Annotated in this window: 21 protein-coding genes, 4 tRNA genes and 1 pseudogene; 13 read left to right on the top strand and 13 right to left on the bottom strand. The window is 70.8% G+C overall.

Going from position 1 to position 20,883, the window contains the following annotated elements; translation table 11 throughout:
• Positions 1-180: 180 nt before the first annotated feature.
• Positions 181-570 carry a helix-turn-helix domain-containing protein gene (locus tag AC07EG_RS39825; RefSeq protein WP_478258468.1) on the top strand — a complete coding sequence of 130 codons (390 nt, stop codon included), beginning with the start codon at positions 181-183 and terminating at the stop codon, positions 568-570.
• A 93-nt stretch (positions 571-663) separates the two neighbouring features.
• The gene (locus tag AC07EG_RS39820; protein ID WP_478258467.1) at positions 664-1,602 is read left to right on the top strand and encodes a tyrosine-type recombinase/integrase; all 939 of its coding nucleotides are present in this window, start codon (positions 664-666) and stop codon (positions 1,600-1,602) included.
• A gap of 279 nt (positions 1,603-1,881) precedes the next feature.
• Here AC07EG_RS39820 and AC07EG_RS39815 read toward each other — a convergent pair.
• Positions 1,882-1,953, bottom strand: a tRNA-Val gene (locus AC07EG_RS39815).
• 424 nt (positions 1,954-2,377) lie between these two features.
• Here AC07EG_RS39815 and AC07EG_RS39810 point away from each other — a divergent pair.
• The 4 genes from AC07EG_RS39810 to AC07EG_RS39795 all read left to right on the top strand — a co-directional run bounded on the left by AC07EG_RS39810 (position 2,378) and on the right by AC07EG_RS39795 (position 3,170).
• Positions 2,378-2,803: an SsgA family sporulation/cell division regulator gene (locus AC07EG_RS39810; protein WP_020672550.1), complete on the top strand. Its 426-nt coding sequence runs from the start codon at positions 2,378-2,380 to the stop codon at positions 2,801-2,803.
• A 121-nt stretch (positions 2,804-2,924) separates the two neighbouring features.
• A tRNA-Gly gene (locus tag AC07EG_RS39805) sits at positions 2,925-2,997 on the top strand.
• A 26-nt stretch (positions 2,998-3,023) separates the two neighbouring features.
• Positions 3,024-3,094: transfer RNA gene (locus AC07EG_RS39800), tRNA-Cys, on the top strand.
• Position 3,095: 1 nt separating this feature from the next.
• Positions 3,096-3,170: transfer RNA gene (locus AC07EG_RS39795), tRNA-Val, on the top strand.
• 435 nt (positions 3,171-3,605) lie between these two features.
• Here the strand turns inward: AC07EG_RS39795 and AC07EG_RS39790 are convergent.
• Entirely contained in the window at positions 3,606-4,067 is a 462-nt protein-coding gene (locus AC07EG_RS39790; RefSeq protein ID WP_478258466.1) for a hypothetical protein, read from the bottom strand.
• 189 nt (positions 4,068-4,256) lie between these two features.
• On the opposite strand from AC07EG_RS39790, the gene AC07EG_RS39785 reads away from it, so the two are divergent.
• Complete coding sequence (locus AC07EG_RS39785; RefSeq protein WP_478258465.1) at positions 4,257-4,508, top strand: hypothetical protein; 252 nt, start codon at positions 4,257-4,259, stop codon at positions 4,506-4,508.
• A 26-nt stretch (positions 4,509-4,534) separates the two neighbouring features.
• A complete protein-coding gene (locus tag AC07EG_RS39780; RefSeq protein WP_478258464.1) occupies positions 4,535-4,777 on the top strand; it encodes a hypothetical protein in 243 nt (80 codons plus the stop codon).
• A gap of 21 nt (positions 4,778-4,798) precedes the next feature.
• On the opposite strand, the gene AC07EG_RS39775 is transcribed toward AC07EG_RS39780, so the two are convergent.
• The 3 genes from AC07EG_RS39775 to AC07EG_RS39765 all read right to left on the bottom strand — a co-directional run bounded on the left by AC07EG_RS39775 (position 4,799) and on the right by AC07EG_RS39765 (position 6,814).
• Positions 4,799-5,098, bottom strand: a complete 300-nt coding sequence (locus AC07EG_RS39775) for a TY-Chap domain-containing protein (protein WP_478258463.1) — start codon at positions 5,096-5,098, stop codon at positions 4,799-4,801.
• A 103-nt stretch (positions 5,099-5,201) separates the two neighbouring features.
• Entirely contained in the window at positions 5,202-5,654 is a 453-nt protein-coding gene (locus AC07EG_RS39770) for a DUF6301 family protein (RefSeq protein ID WP_478258469.1), read from the bottom strand.
• Between the two features lie 86 nt (positions 5,655-5,740).
• Positions 5,741-6,814: an ANTAR domain-containing protein gene (locus tag AC07EG_RS39765; protein WP_478258462.1), complete on the bottom strand. Its 1,074-nt coding sequence runs from the start codon at positions 6,812-6,814 to the stop codon at positions 5,741-5,743.
• Between the two features lie 204 nt (positions 6,815-7,018).
• Here AC07EG_RS39765 and AC07EG_RS39760 point away from each other — a divergent pair.
• Positions 7,019-7,513: pseudogene (locus AC07EG_RS39760) on the top strand (class I SAM-dependent methyltransferase); the annotation flags it as partial.
• A gap of 99 nt (positions 7,514-7,612) precedes the next feature.
• Here the strand turns inward: AC07EG_RS39760 and AC07EG_RS39755 are convergent.
• The 5 genes from AC07EG_RS39755 to AC07EG_RS39735 are packed head-to-tail and all read right to left on the bottom strand — an operon-like array spanning position 7,613 to position 14,782.
• Positions 7,613-8,623: a GNAT family N-acetyltransferase gene (locus tag AC07EG_RS39755; RefSeq protein ID WP_478258461.1), complete on the bottom strand. Its 1,011-nt coding sequence runs from the start codon at positions 8,621-8,623 to the stop codon at positions 7,613-7,615.
• Positions 8,624-8,641: 18 nt separating this feature from the next.
• The gene (locus AC07EG_RS39750) at positions 8,642-10,393 is read right to left on the bottom strand and encodes an ABC transporter ATP-binding protein (RefSeq protein WP_478258460.1); all 1,752 of its coding nucleotides are present in this window, start codon (positions 10,391-10,393) and stop codon (positions 8,642-8,644) included.
• A complete protein-coding gene (locus AC07EG_RS39745; protein ID WP_478258459.1) occupies positions 10,390-12,108 on the bottom strand; it encodes an ABC transporter ATP-binding protein in 1,719 nt (572 codons plus the stop codon). Before AC07EG_RS39745 ends, AC07EG_RS39750 begins: the two co-directional genes overlap by 4 nt.
• Complete coding sequence (locus tag AC07EG_RS39740) at positions 12,105-13,499, bottom strand: MFS transporter (protein WP_478258458.1); 1,395 nt, start codon at positions 13,497-13,499, stop codon at positions 12,105-12,107. Before AC07EG_RS39740 ends, AC07EG_RS39745 begins: the two co-directional genes overlap by 4 nt.
• Complete coding sequence (locus AC07EG_RS39735) at positions 13,496-14,782, bottom strand: MFS transporter (RefSeq protein WP_478258457.1); 1,287 nt, start codon at positions 14,780-14,782, stop codon at positions 13,496-13,498. The genes AC07EG_RS39740 and AC07EG_RS39735 overlap by 4 nt, the downstream gene beginning before the upstream one ends.
• A gap of 43 nt (positions 14,783-14,825) precedes the next feature.
• Here AC07EG_RS39735 and AC07EG_RS39730 point away from each other — a divergent pair, with 43 nt between their 5' ends.
• Positions 14,826-15,548: a TetR/AcrR family transcriptional regulator gene (locus AC07EG_RS39730; RefSeq protein WP_478258456.1), complete on the top strand. Its 723-nt coding sequence runs from the start codon at positions 14,826-14,828 to the stop codon at positions 15,546-15,548.
• 16 nt (positions 15,549-15,564) lie between these two features.
• Here the strand turns inward: AC07EG_RS39730 and AC07EG_RS39725 are convergent, their stop codons facing one another.
• Positions 15,565-17,022 carry a helix-turn-helix domain-containing protein gene (locus AC07EG_RS39725; protein WP_478258455.1) on the bottom strand — a complete coding sequence of 486 codons (1,458 nt, stop codon included), beginning with the start codon at positions 17,020-17,022 and terminating at the stop codon, positions 15,565-15,567.
• A gap of 111 nt (positions 17,023-17,133) precedes the next feature.
• Here AC07EG_RS39725 and exaC point away from each other — a divergent pair, with 111 nt between their 5' ends.
• Positions 17,134-18,657: an acetaldehyde dehydrogenase ExaC gene (gene exaC / locus AC07EG_RS39720; RefSeq protein ID WP_478258454.1), complete on the top strand. Its 1,524-nt coding sequence runs from the start codon at positions 17,134-17,136 to the stop codon at positions 18,655-18,657.
• The gene (locus AC07EG_RS39715; RefSeq protein ID WP_478258453.1) at positions 18,657-19,019 is read left to right on the top strand and encodes a DUF779 domain-containing protein; all 363 of its coding nucleotides are present in this window, start codon (positions 18,657-18,659) and stop codon (positions 19,017-19,019) included. Before exaC ends, AC07EG_RS39715 begins: the two co-directional genes overlap by 1 nt.
• Before the next feature lie 27 nt (positions 19,020-19,046).
• Here the strand turns inward: AC07EG_RS39715 and AC07EG_RS39710 are convergent, their stop codons facing one another.
• A complete protein-coding gene (locus tag AC07EG_RS39710; protein ID WP_478258452.1) occupies positions 19,047-19,634 on the bottom strand; it encodes a TetR/AcrR family transcriptional regulator in 588 nt (195 codons plus the stop codon).
• Between the two features lie 96 nt (positions 19,635-19,730).
• On the opposite strand from AC07EG_RS39710, the gene AC07EG_RS39705 reads away from it, so the two are divergent.
• A complete protein-coding gene (locus tag AC07EG_RS39705; RefSeq protein ID WP_478258451.1) occupies positions 19,731-20,660 on the top strand; it encodes an aldo/keto reductase in 930 nt (309 codons plus the stop codon).
• Positions 20,661-20,709: 49 nt separating this feature from the next.
• On the opposite strand, the gene AC07EG_RS39700 is transcribed toward AC07EG_RS39705, so the two are convergent.
• On the bottom strand, positions 20,710-20,883 hold a 174-nt coding region (locus tag AC07EG_RS39700), incomplete at its 5' end, for a poly(ethylene terephthalate) hydrolase family protein (RefSeq protein ID WP_478252169.1).

Genomic DNA, 20,883 nt, shown 5'->3' with positions numbered 1-20,883 from the left:
CCACGGCGGTGACCCACCCCTGCTCACGACCGAACATGATCCACAACGGACACGGCCAACACCACCACATTGATCATTTTGTTAGGACCACTTAGCCCTCCGCGAGCTTCGCCTCAACACGCAGCCATCGCGATCTCTTGATCGGTCTAGGCAATCTTCTTCTCAGAGAGATGTCTCCGAATGGCGATTTTCTCGGAGTTAGAGGGTGCAGAAGCGCACTCAAAGCGCCTCAACGACTCAAAGCAGGCAGCGACCATGCGCCCATTGACACCTTCAGCCAGGACTGCGGATCCCATGACTCGATCCCGCAGGACAACCGCCGATGACTCTCGCGAGAACCGAGCGGCAGTGGAGCCTCGGCTGCTCTACACCCCGGCACAGGCGGCCCTACTACTCAATGTCCGGGAGTCATGGCTGCGCCGCAAAGCGGGACAGCGCCGGATCCCCTGCACGCTCGTCGGCAAGCATCTGAGGTTCTCCGACGCCGACCTCCACACGATAGTCGCCACCTGTGCCCGGCCTCCGCGCACTCAACGTTCCCGCCCCGCTTCGCCACGCAGCAACCGGTGAACACATTTGGCTTGCTCTCTTACACGATCAGAGCATCACTGAACGCGTGCGCTATTCCGCGCACGATTCCCTGACAAGAAAAGATGGTGACCAATGGCCTGGGTCGAAAAACACGGCGGCGGGTTCCGCGTACGCTACCGCCTGCCCGACGGCTCCCTGCACAGCGAGACAGGGTTCACCACACGCGACGAAGCCGACAACCGCGCCGCCGACGTGGAATCGGACCAGCGCCGGGGCAGGTTCGTCGACCCCCGCCTCGCGCAGACCACCGTAGGCGAATGGGTCCAGCGGTGGCTCGAGGCACTCGACGTCAGCCCGGGCACAGCGGCGACCTACAACTCCCACCTGCGCAACCACATCCTTCCCCGCTTCGCCACCACCGAACTCGGCGAACTGTCCAGAATGGTCATCAAAGGCTGGGTCAAATCGCTGCGCCGTACCCTGAGCGACCGCAGTGTCGCTGACGTCACCGGCCTGCTGTCCATGATCCTCGGCGAAGCCGTCGACGAAGAACTGATCGGCGCGAACCCCTGCCGCAAGCTCCGCCTCAACACCGGTGAGCAGCCAGAGCGCCCCTTCGCCACCACCGACGAAGTGAACCAGATCACCCGCCGCATGTCCCCCGCCAACGCCACGCTGGTCACCACCGCGGCCTACACCGGCATGCGGTGGGGCGAGCTGGCCGGACTGCAATGGTCCCGAGTGGACCTCGATCAAGCCCGCATCACCATCACCCGGGCCGACGGGGCCCTGCACGAAGTCGGCGGCCGCCTGCACCTCGGCCCGCCCAAGACACCCGCCGCCGTCCGCACTGTCGACCTGCCCCCGTTCCTCGTGGCCCTGCTCGGCGAGCATCAGCACCACCACCCGGGCCGGTTCGTCTTCACCGGAACCGACGGCGGCCTGCAGCGCCGGTCCAACTTCCGCCGCCGGGTCTGGGTGTCGGCCGTCGAGGGCTCCAGGACACACGGGTGGACCCCCATCAAGCCCGGCACGCACTTCCATGATTTGCGTCACACCCACAAGAACTGACTCATCGAGGACGAGGTCCCGAAGTCCTGCAGCACGCGCGACTGGGTCACAAGTTCCACGGCATTCGCGGGATCTATTCCCACGTCACGAGCCTGATGATCCAGCGCCTGCTCGATCTGCTGCAGACTCGCTGAGAGCACAGTGGGAGCACGGCATGCCTGACCTCTTCGGAGAGCTGACTGTGGTCAAGATCGCCTGCTCCCATTTTGCTCCCACAGACAGCACAACGGCCCACCGACGAACTACGTCGATGGGCCGTTGACCTGCAAGTACGGGACGTGGGCGATACTGGGATCGAACCAGTGACCTCTTCGGTGTGAACGAAGCGCTCTCCCGCTGAGCTAATCGCCCCGCTTGCGGTGTGTGAACACAGTAGCGCACCCCCTTCCGGGCCCCGAACACCGGGTCCCGTTAAGCGGAATCGAGCCCGGCCAAACGGGTGGTTCCGGTCCGACACGTTCCGCTCATCGTCCGATACGGAGCGAACAACATCGTGGTAGCGAAGGCCACGAACGGCCGTCGACGGCTAGGGGACTTCCGACATTCGCGCGACAGCGCTATCGCGGCGGGATCAAACCGAGCAGTATGGACTCGTGGGAGATCAGCCAGGGCGCGTGCGGCGGCCCGGAGGCCAGGGGTGATGATGGAGCGAGCGGCCGCACGATGACCCCGTACGGGTGATCCTCGGCGGATACGCGAGCGACACGGCGCCTCGGTACGTCTCAACGTCGCGACTCGGTCAACCTGGACCGGGAGAGGAGTGAAGGGTAGGACGATGCGAAACGATCACGTGACGCTCCGCTCGACCGCGGTCTTCGACCTGCTGGCCCCGCGGACGCCCGCGGTTCCGGTGAAGGTGGAGCTGCGCTACGACACTCGCGACCCGTACGCGGTCGTCGCCGCGTTCCGCACCGGCCGCGCCGGCTGGGTCGAGTGGGTGTACGCACGTGACCTGCTCGCCGACGGCCTGCTCGCCGACGCCGGTGACGGCGACGTCCGGATCCGGCCCTCGGTGGAGGACCCCGAGTCCGTGCTGATCGAGCTGAACTCCCCGTCGGGGCACGCCATGTTCGAAGCCTCGGCGCAGGAACTCGCCGACTTCCTCGACCGCACCTACGACGTGGTGCTGCCCGGGAACGAACACCTCTGGGTCGACGTGGACGACGCGCTGACCCACCTGATCCCGAACGACCTGAGCTGATCCGGCCTGTTCAGCGGGCCGGGCAAGGTTGTGGCCACCCCCCTGCAACCGGGGTTCGGGGCATCGGCTAGAGTTCTTCACACACCGCGAGCGAGGGAAACCCCGAGCGAGCGGGAGAAATGCGGACGTAGCGCAGCTGGTAGCGCATCACCTTGCCAAGGTGAGGGTCGCGGGTTCGAGTCCCGTCGTCCGCTCGGAAGGGCCTACTCGGGCCTGACACGGTGGAGTGGCCGAGAGGCGAGGCAACGGCCTGCAAAGCCGTGTACACGGGTTCGAATCCCGTCTCCACCTCGCGCGATTAGCTCAGCGGGAGAGCGCTTCCCTGACACGGAAGAGGTCACTGGTTCAATCCCAGTATCGCGCACCACATGTTTCTGCAGGTCGAAGCCCTGTCCCTCCTCATTGGGGACGGGGCTTTACTTGTGCAATGGCGACGAAATGGCGATGGCCTTCGTCACCGGTTCCAGGGCTTGGTCGGTTCTGAGTGCGGGAACCGCTCCCCAGCTATAGCTCGCCGAGCCACCTCGGAAGCCCGTCCTCGGTCAGCCCGGCTGGCTCCCCCAGGGGTGGTCGTACGCCATGAACTCGCTTCCGCGCGGCGTCCACAAGCGACACCCGCGGCGCGCACCCGGCCCGGCGGCCCATCTCGGCAGCGTTCGCGCGACTGAAACGGTAACCGCCGATGCGGCCAGGTCCGGCTGAAGCAGCGTGGTCCGGTGGTACTCGGCGTTGGGGTCGATGCCGCTTCCGCATGGAGGAAACGCCTGCCTCGACATCACCGCGCGGGAAACCGGCTGGCGGACTACCGGATCAGCTCACTGGTCCAGGTGAACTCCCCGCCGTAGACGATCCAGGCGGCCGGGGCCGAGAAGCCCCCCGCGGGGAGGAACGCGGTGCCCGAACCCGACTCGGGGTCGAGCAGGCACAGCGCGGTGTAGTTCGGCTGCCAGGGGTCACCGACCTGACCCCACAGGTGGCACTGCCACCAGTACCAGCCCGCGGCCAGGTCGATCCGCCGGTTCACCGAGTGGTGGTCGCCGGCGCTGTCGATGGTGTGCCGCCATTCGTAGCTGCCCTGGTCCAGCCAGATCCGGCGGCCATCCCCGTGCGGCAACTCGGCGGAGTCGGTCTGGCTCGGGTTGTCTGCGAGCACGATCGCGCGCGAGATCGTCGCCGTCGCGGCCTGTGCGGGCGTCGCGAACACCGTGGACACGAACACCAGGAGAGCGGTCGCCACCCAGCCGGACACCCGTTTTCTTCGCATGACGTCAATCCTCGCACCGGCACAGGCCACGCGATACCGACCGAACGGACGCCAGGCGATGCGCACGCCCCTCCGGGGCACGTCCGTGAGAGCGCGGATTCGTCCATTCGGCCCACCAGGGGTGGGCACCTCCGATACCCTCCCCGCTGTCCAGTTTCAAGATCACCGAGTTGGGACTCTGGGGAGAACATGAAGAACACCATGCGACGGCTCGCCGTCGCCGGCACGGCCGTCGCTGCCTTCGCCTCGGTCGGCGCGGTGAACGCCGGCGCGGCACAGGCCGCGGACTGGCAGTTCCACAGCATCCACGCGAGCCACAAGGACTGCTGGGACACCGGCTGGTGGGGTGCGGTCAAGGGGGAATGGGCGGACTGGGGCTGCACCTTCAACGCGCCGGTCATGGGCGCGTGGAACCTGGCCATCAAGCCCTTCGACGCCTGATCAGGTCACAAGACACTGGGGAGAACATGAAGAACACCATGCGGCGGCTCGCCGTCGCCGGCACGGCCGCCGTTGCCTTCGCCTCGGTCGGCGCGGTGAACGCCGGCGCGGCACAGGCTGCGGACTACGAGTTCGTGAACTACTACACCACCATCGACGACTGCGAGCTGACCGGCCGAACCGGCTTCGCCAACGGCGACTGGACCGAGTGGGTCTGCGTGTACCACACGCCGCTGTACTTCCACTGGGGTCTGTTCGCGAAGTTCTGATGCGCTGACAACAGCGTCAGCTCACCAGCCGCGAAATGATCGCGAGCACAGCGAGGCCCCGGCCGATTCGGTCGGGGCCTCCCTGGGCCGGGTGTTCCTCGACGATCCGTGGGCATCGCGCAACGCGACCACACAGCCTGCCGCCAGCGCGGCGTACTCCACCGTCAACGCGGGCAGCGGCGAAGAGCGGGTCCAGTTCGGCGGGGCGATACCGGTCGTCGGCCCCCACCCTGCCGCGGCCATCCGGCTGGGATCCGCGGACGGCTCCCCCGCCGCCTCGGCGTGCAACTCGTGCTCGCCGCCGGCGAACTGCACGAACACCGCGGGTGGGCCTGCGAGAAGACGACCAGGAAGACCCGGCCGGACACCTCCCGCAACGCCTCGGTGAGACCACGGCCGAACGCCTCCCAGCCGGACACCGCGATCACCGCCCCGCCGGGGCGCGGAACCGGACCATCACGGACCTCGGCGACAGCGTGAAGGCGACCTGGGCGGGCCCCATCTCCCAGGTCGCGTCGGTGTACCCGCGGTCGCGCCTGGTGGACGGACGCCCCAGCCGGGCCGTCCTTCGCGCACCGGCAGCGTGCAGAGGTCGCCGAGGAAAGCCCTCGTCGCCGGTGTTTCCTCCGTGACCGCGTCCGCGATCCCGAAAGCGCACGGACGACACGGTCTCGATGCCGGACATCGACACCGCCGGCGAGGTGAAGGCCGGGTGGACCAGGTACCCCAGCCCCTCTTCGACCTCGATCGCCCAGCCGAGGCGGTCGACCGTCCTCCGCTGGACACCGGCCAGGGGAGACCGGTCCAGAAGTCGATGGTCTCCCAGACCCCGGCGGGAGACATCGCGGCGTGGTCCATCCTCGTGGCCGGGTGGCACTGCTCTGTCATGGGACTTCCAGCGGCCCACCTCAGAGGTCGTACCAACTCGGTGAGCGCGAGCAGCGTACGGCAATTCCTCGCTGATCAGCGCAGTTCGTCGAGGTCGGTTTGCTGATCGGCGAGGGTCCGCGCCAGTTCGACCACCTTGATGTTGAGCCGCTGGGAGGTCCGGCGCAGCAGTTCGAACGCTTCCTCGGCGGTGATGTCCTGGCGGTTCATCAAGATGCCCTTGGCCTGGCCGATGACGTCGCGGGAACTGATCGCCCGGCGGAGGCGCGCGCGCTCCAGTCCCGCCAGTTCGGCCCTTTGCACGTGGGCCAGCGTCAACGACGCGTGCGTGGCCAGCAGCAGGGCAGCGTGCCGGTCCGCGGCGGTGAGACCGTGTGGTCGCCGCGAGTAGAGGTTCAGCGCGCCGGAGATGCCCTCGCCCGGGTGCAGCGCGGTCGAGAGGATCGCGCGGAAGCCGTGGCTGGTGGCGGCGGCGGCCAAGGACGGCCACCGGGTCTCGGTGCGCAGGTCGTCGCTGGCCACGTACCCGGGCCCGTCCGGCAGCGCGGCCGACACGCAGGGGCCGTCGCCGCTGCGGTACTGGACCTGGTCGAACTCCTCGGCCACCGGGTCCGTCCCCGCGGGTGTGCAGAAAACGCCGTCGGAGCCCAGCAGGGTGATGCTGACCAGGTCGGCGCCCTCGATGACGCGCTGGGCCGCTTCGACGATGTGGCGCAGTGCCTCCGCGATGGTCGTGTCACCCACGAGGGTGCGGGTCAGCGACTCGAACTCCGCCAGCCAGGACGCTTCGGGCTCGGCTGCGGCGGGCGTGGCCCCGAAGACCGCGGCCGGATCGCTGGATTTCGGGACGAGTCCACGGGGGTCGGCGAGGCTCAAGGCCCGCCCTGCCACGCCGTGTTCGTCGACCAGCAACCGGACCCGGGAGCCGCTTCCGGTCGCGAACCCGATGAGCCCGCGGGCTCCAGCCGCGGACAGCGTCTCCAGCCCGCGCACGTCGAGCACGAGCGGCGCCGCTGACGACACCGCCGCCGCGTTCTCGTGCAGGGATTCGACCACCTCGGCGAGGGTGCTCGCGTCGACGGTGCCGGTCACCCGCAGCACCAGCACCTGTTCGACGTCGACGCGTTCGAGACGAACCTGTTCCGTCATGCGCCCCTCCGGCTCACCAACCCGCGGCGACCAGCGATTTCCACCTGCGGCGACTGTTCCGATCTCACACGAACGATACACAACCGATGCAACTCGCACCCGCTCCGGGAACAAGATCACTGAGTTCGGTCACCCCGGACGAGGTCCCTGGCTCACCGGCCCGCGGACGCGGACGGGAACTGCCCGTCGACGATCCTGAAACAGCGGGGGCCGGTGGCCGACGTCGGCTGCGGCCCCGGGCACGTCACCGCCCACCTGCACGGACTCGGTGTCGACGCCTTCGGCATCGATCTTTCCCCGGGGATGATCGACGTGGCCCGGCGTGCCCACCCCGGCTTGCGCTTCGAGGTGGGCTCGATGACAGACCTGTCCCTGAGCGACGCTTCGGTGACCGGGCTGCTCGCCTGGTGGTCGCTGATCCACATCCCCGACCACGAGGTGCCGACGGTCTTCGCGCACTTCCACCGGGTGTTGCACCCGGGCGCACCACTGCAGCTCGGGTTCCACGCCGGCAACACCTCGCGGTGGAAAACCGAGGGCTACGGCGGCCACCCGATGGCGGTCCACGTCCACCGCCGTCAGCCGGGCCAGGTGGCTTCCTGGCTGCGTGACGCCGGGTTCGAAATCGAAGCCCAGTGGCTGCGCGACCCGGACGAACCAGTGCCGCAGGCATTTCTCTTCGCCCGCCGCACCACCTGAGGTCACCGAGCCGGGAGCGGCTTGCCCGGTATCGCCAGGTGGGCGGTCACGAACACTCCCCTCGCCGGTGTCCGACCACCTGCACAGGCGCCACGATGCCTAGGTCGACGGCATCGAAGCGAGGTCCTGCTGCACGGCGAGGACCGTCGGCAGCGTGCGGTAGCCGACGGCTCGGTTGACCCGGATCATGTGCGTGTTCTCGGTGCCGGTCGTGGTGCTGATCCGCTCGAGCGCGGGCAGGTCGGCGACCAGCCACCGCGCCACGTGCGCCTTCAGGCAGCAGCCAAGACCGCGCCCCCGATGCCGGGCCAGCACCGCCGTGTCCCGTTGGTAGCCCCAGTCCGGGCGACGGGAGTGCACGAACACTTCGGTGAAGCCGGCGACCGCGCCGGTCTCCTCGTGGATCGCGACCACCACCCGTTGCGCGAGACCCTGCGCCCGCAACTCGGCTTCGACGGCGCGCACCCGCTCCACCGACCACTCCGGCCACCGGTAGTCCGACTCCCCCAGTGGCGCGTCGTTGATCGCGGCCCGGGCCACCGCATAGGAACCGACTACTTCCTCCGGTGCGGCGCCACGCCACCGGAGAATCCGGTAGCCCGCCGGCACCCCCACCTCCCACGAGGACGCGTCGACCTCCGCCGGCACCAGAACCTGCCGCACGATCCCCCGGACCCGCCGGAAACCCAGCGCCTCGGCGAACGCCTGCCCCGGACCGCCTTCGACCACGTCCCAGCTCTCGACCACCGGCCGGTTCCGCGCCCGCAACTCCGGCACCACCGCCCGGAGCAGCGCACTGCCGATTCCGGCACGCCGCTGCTCCGGACGGACCTTCACCTCGACCAGGGCGATCCCGCTGTTCTCCGCATCGAGGAAATGCGCCTCGGCGAACGCCTCGATCCGGCCACCGCGACGTCCGGCCCAGTACGCCGAGGTGCCCATCCCGGGCAGCGGCGTCCTCATCCGGGCGGTCATCTCCCCGATCGGCAACCAGGGCTCCCCGGGACGATCCACCTCGTGGGCCGCCGCCAGGACACCGTGGTAACCGGCGAAGTCGGCCTCCGGCGCCGTCGCCGGGTCGAACCGCTCGATCTCCAGATCAGCCGCCACTGGTCCCACCCCTCCAGGCTATGCGGTGGTGTGCTGACGGGCGAGTATTCGCCGGTAGTCGGTGGAGCCGGTGACCAGTTCGTCGTGGGTTCCTTCGGCGATCAAGGTGCCGTGGTCGAGCAGGGCGACGCGGTCGGCGCGGCGGATGGTGGAGAGCCGGTGGGCGATGACCAGGGTGGTGCGGGTGCCGCGCAGGGCTTCGAGGCTGTCGTGCAGGGCGCGTTCGCTGTCGGTGTCCAGGCTGGAAACCGCTTCGTCGAGCACGAGCACGGGGGCTCGGGTGAGCAGCGCGCGGGCGATGGCGATGCGCTGGCGCTGGCCGCCGGAGAGCACGGCGCCGCGTTCGCCGCAGCGGGTCTGGTAGCCCTCGGGTAGTGCGGTGACGAAGTCGTGCGCACCGGCGAGGCGGGCTGCCTGCTCGACCTCGGTGTGGGCCGCGTCGGGGCGGCCGAGGCGGATGTTGTTCGCGATCGTGTCGTCGAACAGGTAGATGTCCTGCGGGACAACGGAAACGGTGCGGCGCAGGTCCTCGTTCGCGAGCTCGCGCACGTCGGCGCCGTCGATGCGCACAGCGCCACGCGTGGTGTCCCAGAAACGCAGCAGCAGGTGCGCGCACGTCGTCTTCCCGGCCCCGGACCGGCCGACCAGTGCGACGGTCTCACCCGGTTCGATCCGCAGCGACACACCGCGGAGCACGTCGTCGGCGTGCCCGGGGTAGGCGAAGTGGACGTCGTCGAATTCGACGGCGGGAACCGCGGTGCGGACCCGGCGGGGCGTCGCGGGCTCGTCGACGTGGGCGGGGTAACCGACGATGGCCAGCACCCTGGCCGCGGCGGCGCGGACGTCGCCGAGGGTGCGGGCGGTGGCCGAAACGGTGGCGATCGGGACCGGTGCCGAGGCGCCCAGCACGAGCACGACCGGCAGCCAGTGCGCCGCCAGGCTGCCCGCGCTCACCTGGAAGCCCGCGACGGTGGCCAGGGCGAGCAGGCCGAGACCGAGCAGCAGTTCCGTGGTGACCAGTTCGGCCCCGGCTCGGCGGGCGTAGCGGCGGTGCGCCGCGCCGAGCGCTTCGCCGCGGGTCAGCACGCGTTCGGCGTAGTCCCGCCCGCGGCGGGCCAGTGCCAGTTCACGCAGGCCCTGGATGACGTCCATCGTCTCGTTGGCCACCTCGGCGCCGGCCGCGCGCACGGTGTGGCCCTGTTCCCCGGCACGCCGCGCGAGCACCGCGGGCACGGTGGCGACCAGCACCATCAGCACCGCCAGCACCAGTGCGCACGGCGGGCTGAGCACGGCGACGACCACCAGCGTCGCGAGGGACACCACCGTGGCGCCGAGGTAGTCCCCGGCGGTGTGGGCGAAGAACATCTCCGTGGCCGAGACGTCGTTCTTGGCGATCTCGGCGAGTTCGCCGGTGCGGCGGCCCAGCAGCCGGCCGGGGGTGGCGCGGGCGATGCCGTCGACGATGCGCACGCGCAGTTCCTTGAGCAGCCGGTAGGCCCAGTCGTGGCCGATGCCGGTCTGCCACCACTGGGCCAGTGCGGCGGCGGCCACGGCCACGACGATCCCGGCCACCAGCGCACCACCCGCACCGCCGTGCGCGGTCAGGAGCGTGCCGAACAGGTAGGCGGTCAGCGCGGGCAAGGCCACGACGGTGGCGTAGTGGAGCAGGCCCGAGCAGATGACGAGCCCGAACACGACCGGCCGGGACGCCATGTAGGGCAGCAGCCGCCACAGGGGCCGGTCGACGGTTTCCGATGTCTGCGTGGTCATGTCGTGGCTCCGGAGTGCACGAGGCGGTGGTAGGTACCGGCGTTGTTCATCAGGGTTTCGTGGCTGCCGCGTTCGACGACGGTGCCGCCTTCGAGCACGACGATCTCGTCGGCGTCGCGGACCGTGGCCAGCCGGTGGGCCACCACCAGCACGGCCCGGTCGCGGGCGAGGCCGGCGATGGCGCTATGCACCAGCTGTTCGGTCCGGCCGTCCAGTGCGGCGGTCGCTTCGTCGAGGACCAGCACCGCGGGATCGGCCAGCAGCGCCCTGGCGATCGCGACCCGTTGCCGCTGGCCCCCGGACAGGTTGGTGCCGCGTTCGGAAACCGGGGAATCGAGGCCGTCCGGCATGGCGGTGATGTCGGCCGACAACCCGGCGGCGGCCGCGGCGGCCTCGACTTCGCCGAGTGCCGCTCCGGGGCGGGCCAGCGCGATGTTCTCCCGCAGTGTCCCCGGGAACAGGTGGGTGTCCTGGCTGACCACCGCGACGTGGCGCCACCACTGGTCCTGCGGCAGCTCCCGCAGGTCGTGCCCGTCGACGCCGATCCGGCCGGCGGTGGGGTCGAACAACCGCAGCACCAGCGACACCAGGGTGCTCTTGCCCGAACCGGAGGGGCCGACCAGGGCGACCGTGCGGCCGGTCCGCAGTTCGAGGCTCACGCCGGACAGGGCGTCCTCGTCCCGGCCCGGGTAACGGAAGGAGACCTCCTCCAGGGTGATCTTCGCCGGTGGCGCCACCGGTGTCCCGCCGCGCTCCGGTATCACCGGTCGCTCGGCCAGGAAGGCGTCCAGCTTGGCCGCCGCGAGCGGGGCCGCCATCCCGGCGTGCAGGTATTTGCCCGCCTCGTCGAGCGGGGTGAAGGCGACCAGCACGATGAGCACGACGGTCAGGGCCGCCACCGCGGAGAGGTGCCCACCGGCGGTGAGGAACGCCGCCCGGACCACCACCGCGGCACCGGCTCCCGCGATCGCCAGCCGCGTGACCAGCAGCTGGGTGAACAACGCGGTCAGCACGCGCATGCTCGCGACCCGGACCCGTTCGGCCTGCTCCGCCAGCCGGTCCCGCACCCGTCCCGTGGCACCGAACGCCTTGGCGGTGGGCATGCCCTGCACGGCTTCGACAAAACCCCCGTCCATCGCGGCGAGGTCGGCGAAGACCCGGCCGTGCCCCTTCCGGCCGATGCGGTTCCACAGTGGACCGGCTGCCTGGGCGACCACCAGCGCGGCCGCGACCAGTGCCCCGCTGAGCGGATCGACGAGCCCGATCACCAGCGCCGCCAGCAACGGCCCGAGCCAGGACAGCAGCCGGCTCGGCACACCGCGCGCCACCGCCGTTTCCAGGGCCGCCGCGTTCTCGACCAGGGTCGCCGCGACCGCCCCGCTCGACCGCGTGGCCACGTAGGACGGTCCCAGCGACAGCAGGTGGTCCAGCACCAGGCGGCGCACGCCCGCGGTGACCCGCTGCCCCACCGCCTGCGCGAGCGACTCACCCACCCACAACAGCACCGCCCGCGCCAGCACCATGCCCGCGGCCAGCCACAGCCCCCACAGCGCGGCCTCCCAGGCCCGGCCGGTCAGCGGGGCGGCGACCAGCACCGCCAGCGCGAAGGCCTGGACCAGGCGGGTCACCACCACGCCGAGCCCGGCCGCCACCGCACCCACCAGCCGGGGCCGCACCGTGCGGACGGCGAATCCCAGCACACCCGGTTCGCTCACCTCGTCACCCCCGTCGCCACGCCGACCGGCCGAGTCGTGCGGGGCACCACCGCCAGCAGCGCCGCGGCCACCAGCACGCCGAGTCCGGCGAGGAGCATGGCCAGGCGCATCCCGCCGGGGTGGGGCGCGGCGAACACGGTGCCGAGCAAGGCGATCCCCAGCGCGGTGCCGGCCTGCCGGGCGGTGCTGACGGTGGCCGAGGCGATCCCGGACCGCTGCCTGGGCACCAGCGCGAGCACCCCGGCCGTGGCCGGCGTGATGGCCAGGCCCTGGCCGATCCCGTTGACCAGCAGCAGTGCCCCCAGCACCGGATAGGGCTGCTCGGGGGTGAGGGTCATCAGCCCGAGCAGGCTCACGCCGGTGAGGCCGTAGCCGATCAGCATGGGCAGCTGGGGTCCGTGGGCGGCGGTGAGGCTGCCCGCCAGTCTGGCCGCCGGGATGAGCGCCAGGGTCATCGGCGTGAGCAGGAGCCCGGTGACCAGCGGTGAGTGGTGCTGGACCTGTTGCAGGAACAGGGAAAGCAGGACGAACGCGCCGTTGGCGCCGAACCCGAGCAGCACCGAGGCGGTGTTCAGCACGGCGAAGCGGGCATCGCGGAACAGGCCGATCGGCAGCATCGGGCGCGCCACCCGCCGCTCGACCCGGATGAACGCGGTGATCGCCAGTACCGCCAGTGCGAAGGCGGCGAGCGTGACCGGACCGGTCCAGCCGTGGCTGCCGGCGCCGATGATCGCGAAGGACAGCAGGCCGAGCGCGGCGATGCCGAGGAACTGGCCGGCGGGGTCGAGGCCGGTGTGCTCGGGATCGGCGGACTCGGGGAGGTGGCGGACACCCAGCCACAGGGCGGCGGCCCCGATGGGCAGGTTGACCAGGAAGATGGCGGGCCAGCCGAAGCCGCGGACGAGCAGGCCGCCGAGCACGGGGCCGGCGAGCACGGCGAGGCTGGCGACCATGCCCCAGCAGCCGAGCAGCCGGGCGCGCCGCCCGGGCTCGGGCTCGAACTGGGCCAGCAGCGAGAGGGCACCGGGCACGACCAGCGAGGCGCCGATCCCCTGCAGTGCCCGCCCGGCGACCATCAACGCCAGCGTGCCCGCCGCCGCGCACAGCAGCGACCCGGCGAGGAAGACGGCGAGCCCGGTCAGGAAGCACCGCTTGCGGCCGAAGCGGTCGCCCAGCGACCCGCCGGAGAGCGTGAACGCGGCCAGGCACACGGTGAAGGCGTTCACGATCCACTGCACCCCCGCGGTGCCGGTGTGCAGCTCCTCCTGCAACGCGGGCAGGGCGACAGCCACGATCGTGGTGTCCAGCAGGGCCGTGAAGGTGCCGGCGAACACGGCCACCAGCACGGCGGGGCGACCACGTTGCCGCATCGGCAACGCACTGTCGGTCATGCGAACTCCCTTGGGGTGTCGAGTGAATCGGATGAGATCCGGTGACCGCGGAGCCAGCGCGCCGCGGTCTGGGTGCCCACCGCCGCGAGCAGCACCGAAGCGCCGATCAGCAGGGGGAACCCGGTCGTGCCCGCCACGGCCAGCCCCGCCGAGGTGATGCCGAGCCGCAGCACCCCCAGCACGGAGGTCTGGAGGGTGAAGTCGGTGCCCGCCGAGGCCGGGCGGGTCAGGTCCATCGAAACCGTGTACACGCACACCGCCATCCCGGCGTAGCCCGCGGTCACCGCCAGCACCGCGGTCACGTCCAGCACCACCGCGGACCCGCCCAGCGACAACGGCAGCAGCAGCGCCAGCGCGCACCCCCAGAACACGCCGACGGCCAGCGCGGACCGGCGCCTGCCGAACCGGGTGACCAGCGCACCCGCCCCGAGTCCGGCCGCGAACCCCACCGGGCCCGCCAGTGCGCCCTGCACCAGCGCGATCCGGTCCAGCGACCAGTTCGCCGCCAGCATCATCGGCACCTGCACCGCGGTGGCCAGGTAGCCGCCGGCCGCGAACAGCGGCACCACCAGCAGGGTCCACGCCCGCACCCGCCGGTGCCGGAACAAGGTCACCAGTTCGGCGAACGGCACCCCGCGCCGGACCGCGGGCCCGGCGGGCGGTTCGGCCACGAACAGCAGCACCCCGAACGGCACGAGGAACAGCGCCGCCAGCACGCCGGCCGTCACGCCCCAGCCCGCGTGCGAGTACAGCAGCAACGCGCCACCGGAGCCGAGCACGATCGACAGGCTCGCCATCCCGGCCTGGATGCCGTTGCCGGCGCCCCGGTCCCCCGGTGGCAGCAGCCGCACCGCGAACCCGTTCATCGCCGTGTCGTGCACCGCCGAGACCGCCAGGCCCACCGCGGTGAGCAGCAGCACCACCGGCAGGTCGCCGACCGGGTCGAGCGGCACCAGCGCGAGCCACACCACCACGAGCAGCAACTGGGTGAGCACCAGCCAGCCGCGGTAGCGGCCGAGCCCGCCGAAGCCGACCCGGTCCACGAGCGGGCCGGCGAGGAACCGCCCCGCGTAGAGCAGCCCCAGCAGGTTGATCAACGCCAGCTGCTCCAGGTCCACCCCACCCCGCAGCAGGATCGTGTTCAGCCCGCCGAACAGGAACGAATAGCCGATGTCGGCCACCAGGTACAGCGCCGCGAGCACGGTGAGCCGCCGTCGCCGCGACAGCACCGGCCCGGTGCCTGCTCCGGCCGGCGGCCGGCGCTCGGCGCTTCCAGTTGTCATAGCTTCTCCCCAGAACGACTGACCGTCAGTCACATTAATGAAAATGATTACCGATGACAAGGGGGCGGCGAGCACCCGGGTCCGCCCGGCCACAATGGGGGCGGGCGCCGCGCCGCGGCGGCACGAGGAGGAAGGGCATCGGGTGAGGCAGCGCACGGAGGCACCGGAACGACGGCGTGGCGACCTGCTGGACGCCGCTCAGCAGATCGTGCTCGACAAGGGCGTCGCCGGGCTGACCGTGGACGAGGTCACCGTCCGCGCCGAGGTCGCCAAGGGCACCTTCTACCTGTACTTCCGCTCCAAGGAACAGCTGCTCGGCGCGCTGCGGGACCGGTTCGTGGACGACCTCACCGCCCGGCAGCTGACCGAACTCGACCGGCTCGGCGACGGTGACTGGCTGGGCAGGCTGCTGCACTGGATGGAATCCAGCATCCGCGGCTACCTCGCCCACGCCGACCTGCACGACGCGCTGTTCCACCACCCCCGCAGCCAGGACTCCGCCGACCGGCCGGGCGCCGGGCACGGCGCCGACCCGGCGATCAACACGCACGCGGCCGCACTGGCCGACCTGCTCGAAGCCGGGGCCGCGGCCGGCGCCTTCGCCCTCACCGACCCCCGCACGGCGGCGGTCCTGTTGTACAACACCATGCACGGCACCGCCGACTACCTCGTCGAACAGGCCCAGCGCGAGGCGGCGAACCACGTGGACGCGGTGATCGCCGAAAGCCTCAACCTGTGCCGCCGCTACGTCGAGCCCGCGGGATGACGTTCGACGGCCGCGGTCAGCCGAGGCGGGCGCGGTGGTTGAGCACCAGTGAGCGGCGGTAGTCGTCGTGGTCGAGTGAATCGAGCAGGGCGTCGATGACCTCGAGGTCGTCGACACCGCATGAAGTGTCCCAATAGGACCAAAGCGACTCGGCACCGCCACCGGTCAGCAGGACGTGGCGCACCTGTGCGGTGAGCGACTCGCGTTCTTCCCGGACGGCGGGCGATTCCGATTCCGGGAGCAGCGGGCCGGGGAATTCGGCGGCCAGTCCCCGGCGGACCGCGGCCCGGGCGCGGAGGAAGTCGGCGTCCACTTCGGCGGCCAGGCGGTACGGCCGGGTGCGCACCGCGTCCGGGCCGAGCTGGCCGCGCAGGCGGTGGATCTCGGCGCGCACGGTCACCGGGTTGCCCGCGTCGCCGTAGAGCTGCCAGGCCAGTTTGTCGGCGGTGAGCCCGGCCGGTTGCAGGGCGAGCAGGGTCAGGATCTCCGCGTGCCGCAGGGTGATCGGAACTTCTCGTCCGTCCAAAGTGGCCGAAGGGTAACCGTCGCCGAGGAACTGGAGCACGAGCTTCGGGGTGCGGGTCGCGCGGGTCCCGCGGCCGACCCGCAGCAGGTAACCACCGGGCAGCGGTTCGACCGTGCCGAGGCGGCCGTCCGGCAGCGCCACCGCCCCGCCGGCGCGCCGCACGTCCACTGTGGACGGCAGCTCGCAGGCTTCGGTGGCCAGCACGCGGCCACTGGCGGACAGCAGCGCGCCCGGTTCACCGCGCAGGGCCTGCAGGTGCGGCATGTTGGCCCGCCGGGTGCGTTCGTCGCGGACCGCGAGCCGGGCTCGCAGCTGTCCCTCGGCCAGCCTCGCCGAGGCCGTGACCAGCGCCAGCATCGCCGGGTGGACCGTGCGCAACGGGCCGCTGACGTCGATCGCGCCGAGCAGCGCGCCGGTGTCCGGATCGCGCAGTGGTGCCGCCGCGCAGGTCCAGGAGTGGTAGGCGCGCACCAGGTGCTCGGCGGAGTAGACCTGCACGGCCTCCCCGGTGGCCAGCGCGGTGCCCATGGCGTTGGTGCCGATGGCGTCCTCGGTCCAGCGCGTGCCCTCGGCCAGCCGGACCTCGTCCGCGCGGTGGCAGACCTCGCTGGCGCCTTCGCGCCAGAGGATGAGCCCGTCCGCGTCGGTGACGATCATGATGTGCTCGGCGTCGTCGGCGATGCTGACCAGCGTCTGCCGCAGCAGGGGCAGGACCGGGGCCAAGGGGTGCGCGTCCCGCAGCTCGGCGACCTCGTCCCTGGCGTGGACCACCGGCGGCAGCTTGCGGTCCGGATCGACCCTGGCGGCCAGCGAGCGGTCCCAGGAAGCCGAGATCAGGGAGCGCGGGGACCGCGGCGACGGCACCCCGGACAGCACGGCCTCGTGCACGGCCCGCAGCAACCGCGCGTACTCCTCGGGGTCGCGCAGGAGATCGGGCCGCTCCGCCATCTGCACGAGCGTACTGAGCGCCACGGCGGTGTTGCAACGTCCGTGCAACGTGGCCGGACCTACCTTCGCCGGCAACGCCGACCGGCAACGGAGCAGGAGGGCAGGACGCAGATGACCAGGTACGCGGCACCCAACACCGAAGGCAGCGTCGTCAGCTACGAGACGCGGTACGACCACTACATCGGCGGCGAATACGTGCGGCCGGCGAAGGGCCAGTACTTCGAGAACCCCAGTCCGGTCACCGGCAAGGCGTTCACCGAGATCGCCCGCGGCACCGCCGAGGACGTCGAAAAGGCGCTCGACGCCGCCGAAGGCGCGGCACCGGCGTGGGGCCGCACCTCGCCGGAGGAACGCGCCGGCGTGCTGCTGCGGATCGCCGACCGGATGGAGCAGCACCTCGAACAGATCGCGGTCGCCGAAAGCTGGGAAAACGGCAAGCCGGTCCGCGAAACCCTCGCCGCGGACATCCCGCTGGCCATCGACCACTTCCGCTACTTCGCCGGTGCCCTGCGCGCCCAGGAGGGCGGCATCTCCCAGATCGACGCCGACACCGTGGCCTACCACTTCAAGGAGCCGCTGGGCGTGGTCGGCCAGATCATCCCGTGGAACTTCCCATTGCTGATGGCCACCTGGAAGCTGGCTCCGGCGCTGGCCGCGGGCAACGCCATCGTGCTCAAGCCCGCCGAGCAGACCCCGGCATCGATCCACCTGCTGCTTTCGCTGATCGGCGACCTCATCCCGCCGGGTGTGCTCAACGTGGTCAACGGTTTCGGCGTGGAGGCGGGCAAACCGCTGGCGTCGAGCCGCCGCGTGCGGAAGGTGGCGTTCACCGGCGAGACCACCACCGGGCGGCTGATCCTGCAGTACGCCAGCGAAAACATCATCCCGGTGACGGTGGAGCTGGGCGGCAAGAGCCCGAACATCTTCTTCGACGACGTCGCCGCCGCGAACGACGCCTTCTACGACAAGGCGCAGGAGGGCTTCGCCCTGTTCGCGCTGAACCAGGGCGAGGTGTGCACCTGCCCGTCGCGTGCGCTGATCCAGTCCGGCATCTACGACCGCTTCCTCGGCGACGCGGTGGAGCGGGTGAAGAAGATCAAGCAGGGCGATCCGCTGGACACCGAGACCCAGGTCGGTGCGCAGGCGTCCAACGACCAGCTCGAAAAGATCCTGTCCTACATCGACATCGGCAAGCAGGAGGGCGCGAAGGTGCTCACCGGTGGCGAGCGGGTGGAGCTGGACGGCGATCTGTCCGGCGGTTACTACGTGCAGCCGACGGTGTTCGAGGGCCACAACAAGATGCGGATCTTCCAGGAGGAGATCTTCGGGCCGGTGGTGTCGGTGGCCGAGTTCGACGACTACGCCGATGCGATGAAGATCGCCAACGACACGCTCTACGGCCTCGGCGCCGGGGTCTGGTCGCGTGACGGCAACGTCGCCTTCCGCGCGGGGCGTGAGATCCAGGCGGGCCGCGTGTGGGTGAACAACTACCACGCCTACCCGGCGCACGCGGCTTTCGGCGGGTACAAGGCGTCCGGCATCGGCCGCGAGAACCACAAGATGATGCTCGACCACTACCAGCAGACGAAGAACCTCCTGGTCAGCTACTCGGACAACGCCCTCGGCTTCTTCTGATGGAACGCGTGGCGCTGACCGAGGCGGCCGCCGGGCTGCTGCGGGAGCTGGTGGCGCGGCACGGACCGGTGATGTTCCACCAGTCCGGCGGCTGCTGCGACGGCAGCGCGCCGATGTGCTACCCCGCCGGGGAGTTCCGCATCGGCGGTTCGGACGTCCACCTCGGGGACCTGACCGTCGACGGCATCGGCGACGTTCCGGTGTGGATGTCCGGGCCGCAGTTCGAGTACTGGCAGCACACCCACCTGACCATCGACGTGGTGCCGGGCCGGGGCAGCGGCTTCTCGCTGGAGGCCCCGGAGGGCGTGCGCTTCCTCATCCGCTCGCGGCTGCTGGGAGAACCCGGGCAGGCGGGCGGCTGAAACGCGGCCGTCGAGGCCGGAGGCCGATCACCGGGCCCGGAGGCCGTCGAGGATGAGGGAGAGGACCGCGGCGGAGTCCGCTTCGGCTGCCGGGGAGCGCCATTCCGCGGCGTGTGCCGGGTCGTGGAAGCGGCTCGTCGCGGTCAGGACCGCCCGTGCGGCCACCTCCGGGTCACCGTCGGCGAAGTCGCCGGCGGTGATGCCGTCGGCGATGACGTCCCGCACCTGCGCGACCAGGAAGCCGACGTGGCCGGAGGACACGGTGCTGTGCTCGGCCGCCAGCACCCGGAAGGTGGCGAACAGCTCCGGGTCCTCCCTGGCCTTCGCCCACTTGATGGCGAACACGGTGGTGAGCAGAGCCCGCAACCGCTCGGCAGGCGGCTGTCCCGGGGTGCGCACGGCGGCGGTCAGCTCGTCCCGCACCTGGTCGAGCCAGCGCCGGATGACGGCCTCGCGCAGCGCGGCCTTGGACGCGAAGTGCCGGTACACGCTGCCGTGGCTCACGCCCAGCTGCCGGGCCACGTCGAGCACCGTTGTCTTCTCCGGACCGTGACGGCGCAGCATCTCCTCGGTGGCCGACACGATCGTCTCCGCGTCGAGCGGCTCCCCGCGCATCGGTCCTCCTCGTCGGCTGATCAGCCATGTGTACCACGGCGCCGGTGCTCGAAACTGAATGACAGATATTGATATCTGTCAGCACATGTTTGTAAGGTGACGGCAACCACAACCGAGGAGACCGTCATCCACACCACCGCACCCTTCGCCGGCCGCTCCGTTTTCCGGATCGGCTACGGCGCACTCCAACTCCCCCGGCTGCACGACCGCCGCGACGAGGCCGTGGCCCTGCTCCGGCGAGCCGTCGAGCTGGGCGTGAACCACGTCGACACCGCCGAGTTCTACGGTTTCGGCTTCGCCAACGCGGTCATCCGCGAGGCCCTGCGCCCCGAGGACGACGTCCTGGTGGTCACCAAGGTCGGCGCCGACCCCGATCCGGGCGGGCGGCTGCCGCTGCGGATCGCGCAGCGGCCGGAGCAGTTGCGGGCCAGCGTCGAGGACAACCTGCGCAGCCTCGGCCTCGACCAGCTGCCGGTGGTCAACCTCCGGCGCATGGACACCGGCCCCGGGCTGCGTCCCGAGGGTGATCAGGTGGTCGGCCTGGACGACCAGCTCGCGACGATGACCGCCCTGCGCGACGAGGGCAAGATCGGCGCGATCGGCCTGAGCAGCGTCGACTCGGACGTCCTGCGCCGCGCCTTGCCCGCCGGCATCGCCTGCGTGCAGAACGCCTACAGCCTCGTCTCCCGTGACGACGAGGACCTGCTGCGGCTGTGCGCCGGCGAAGGCATCGCGTGGGTGCCGTTCTTCCCGCTCGGCGGCGGGCTCCCGGGCCTGCCCAAGGTCACCGACGAGACCGCCGTGCTGGCCGTGGCCGAGTCCCTCGGCGCGACGCCCTCCCAGGTGGCCCTCGCCTGGCTGCTGCACCACGCGCCGAACACCCTGCTCATCCCCGGCACCGCCGACCCCGCGCACCTGGAGGCCAACCTGGCGGTCGGTGAGCTCACCTTCGACGCGAACACGCTGGCCACGCTCGACGCCGTCGAGTCCCGCTCCAGCAACGTCCCGATCGGCGAGGGGGCGTGACGGCGTGCCGGTGTGGCGTCCCCGGATCCGGGAACGCCACACCGGTCGATCAGCCGTTGGGGCAGGTGCTGCGGAACTCTTCGACCAGCGTGGACTTCGACGGGCCGGGGCAGAGGAACTGCTCGTAACGGGTGTCGTTGTCCACGAACCGCTTCAACCACGAGATCATGTACTTGGCCTGCGTGGTGTTGGGCGTGTTCGGGAAGAAGTGGCTGGCGTTGTT

The organism is Amycolatopsis sp. NPDC045836 (assembly GCF_056431745.1).
The sequence above is the reverse complement of the archived record's forward strand: the minus strand, read 5'-3'. Positions and strand labels throughout refer to the sequence as shown.

Coding starts and splice junctions, on each gene's coding strand:
- AC07EG_RS39825 (WP_478258468.1), top strand. CDS start 181: ATGGCGATTTTCTCGGAGTTAGAGGGTGCAGAAGCGCACTCAAAGCGC.
- AC07EG_RS39820 (WP_478258467.1), top strand. CDS start 664: ATGGCCTGGGTCGAAAAACACGGCGGCGGGTTCCGCGTACGCTACCGC.
- AC07EG_RS39810 (WP_020672550.1), top strand. CDS start 2,378: ATGCGAAACGATCACGTGACGCTCCGCTCGACCGCGGTCTTCGACCTG.
- AC07EG_RS39790 (WP_478258466.1), bottom strand. CDS start 4,067: ATGCGAAGAAAACGGGTGTCCGGCTGGGTGGCGACCGCTCTCCTGGTG.
- AC07EG_RS39785 (WP_478258465.1), top strand. CDS start 4,257: ATGAAGAACACCATGCGACGGCTCGCCGTCGCCGGCACGGCCGTCGCT.
- AC07EG_RS39780 (WP_478258464.1), top strand. CDS start 4,535: ATGAAGAACACCATGCGGCGGCTCGCCGTCGCCGGCACGGCCGCCGTT.
- AC07EG_RS39765 (WP_478258462.1), bottom strand. CDS start 6,814: ATGACGGAACAGGTTCGTCTCGAACGCGTCGACGTCGAACAGGTGCTG.
- AC07EG_RS39750 (WP_478258460.1), bottom strand. CDS start 10,393: ATGACCACGCAGACATCGGAAACCGTCGACCGGCCCCTGTGGCGGCTG.
- AC07EG_RS39740 (WP_478258458.1), bottom strand. CDS start 13,499: ATGACCGACAGTGCGTTGCCGATGCGGCAACGTGGTCGCCCCGCCGTG.
- AC07EG_RS39735 (WP_478258457.1), bottom strand. CDS start 14,782: ATGACAACTGGAAGCGCCGAGCGCCGGCCGCCGGCCGGAGCAGGCACC.
- AC07EG_RS39730 (WP_478258456.1), top strand. CDS start 14,826: ATGATTACCGATGACAAGGGGGCGGCGAGCACCCGGGTCCGCCCGGCC.
- AC07EG_RS39725 (WP_478258455.1), bottom strand. CDS start 17,022: ATGGCGGAGCGGCCCGATCTCCTGCGCGACCCCGAGGAGTACGCGCGG.
- exaC (WP_478258454.1), top strand. CDS start 17,134: ATGACCAGGTACGCGGCACCCAACACCGAAGGCAGCGTCGTCAGCTAC.
- AC07EG_RS39715 (WP_478258453.1), top strand. CDS start 18,657: ATGGAACGCGTGGCGCTGACCGAGGCGGCCGCCGGGCTGCTGCGGGAG.
- AC07EG_RS39710 (WP_478258452.1), bottom strand. CDS start 19,634: ATGCGCGGGGAGCCGCTCGACGCGGAGACGATCGTGTCGGCCACCGAG.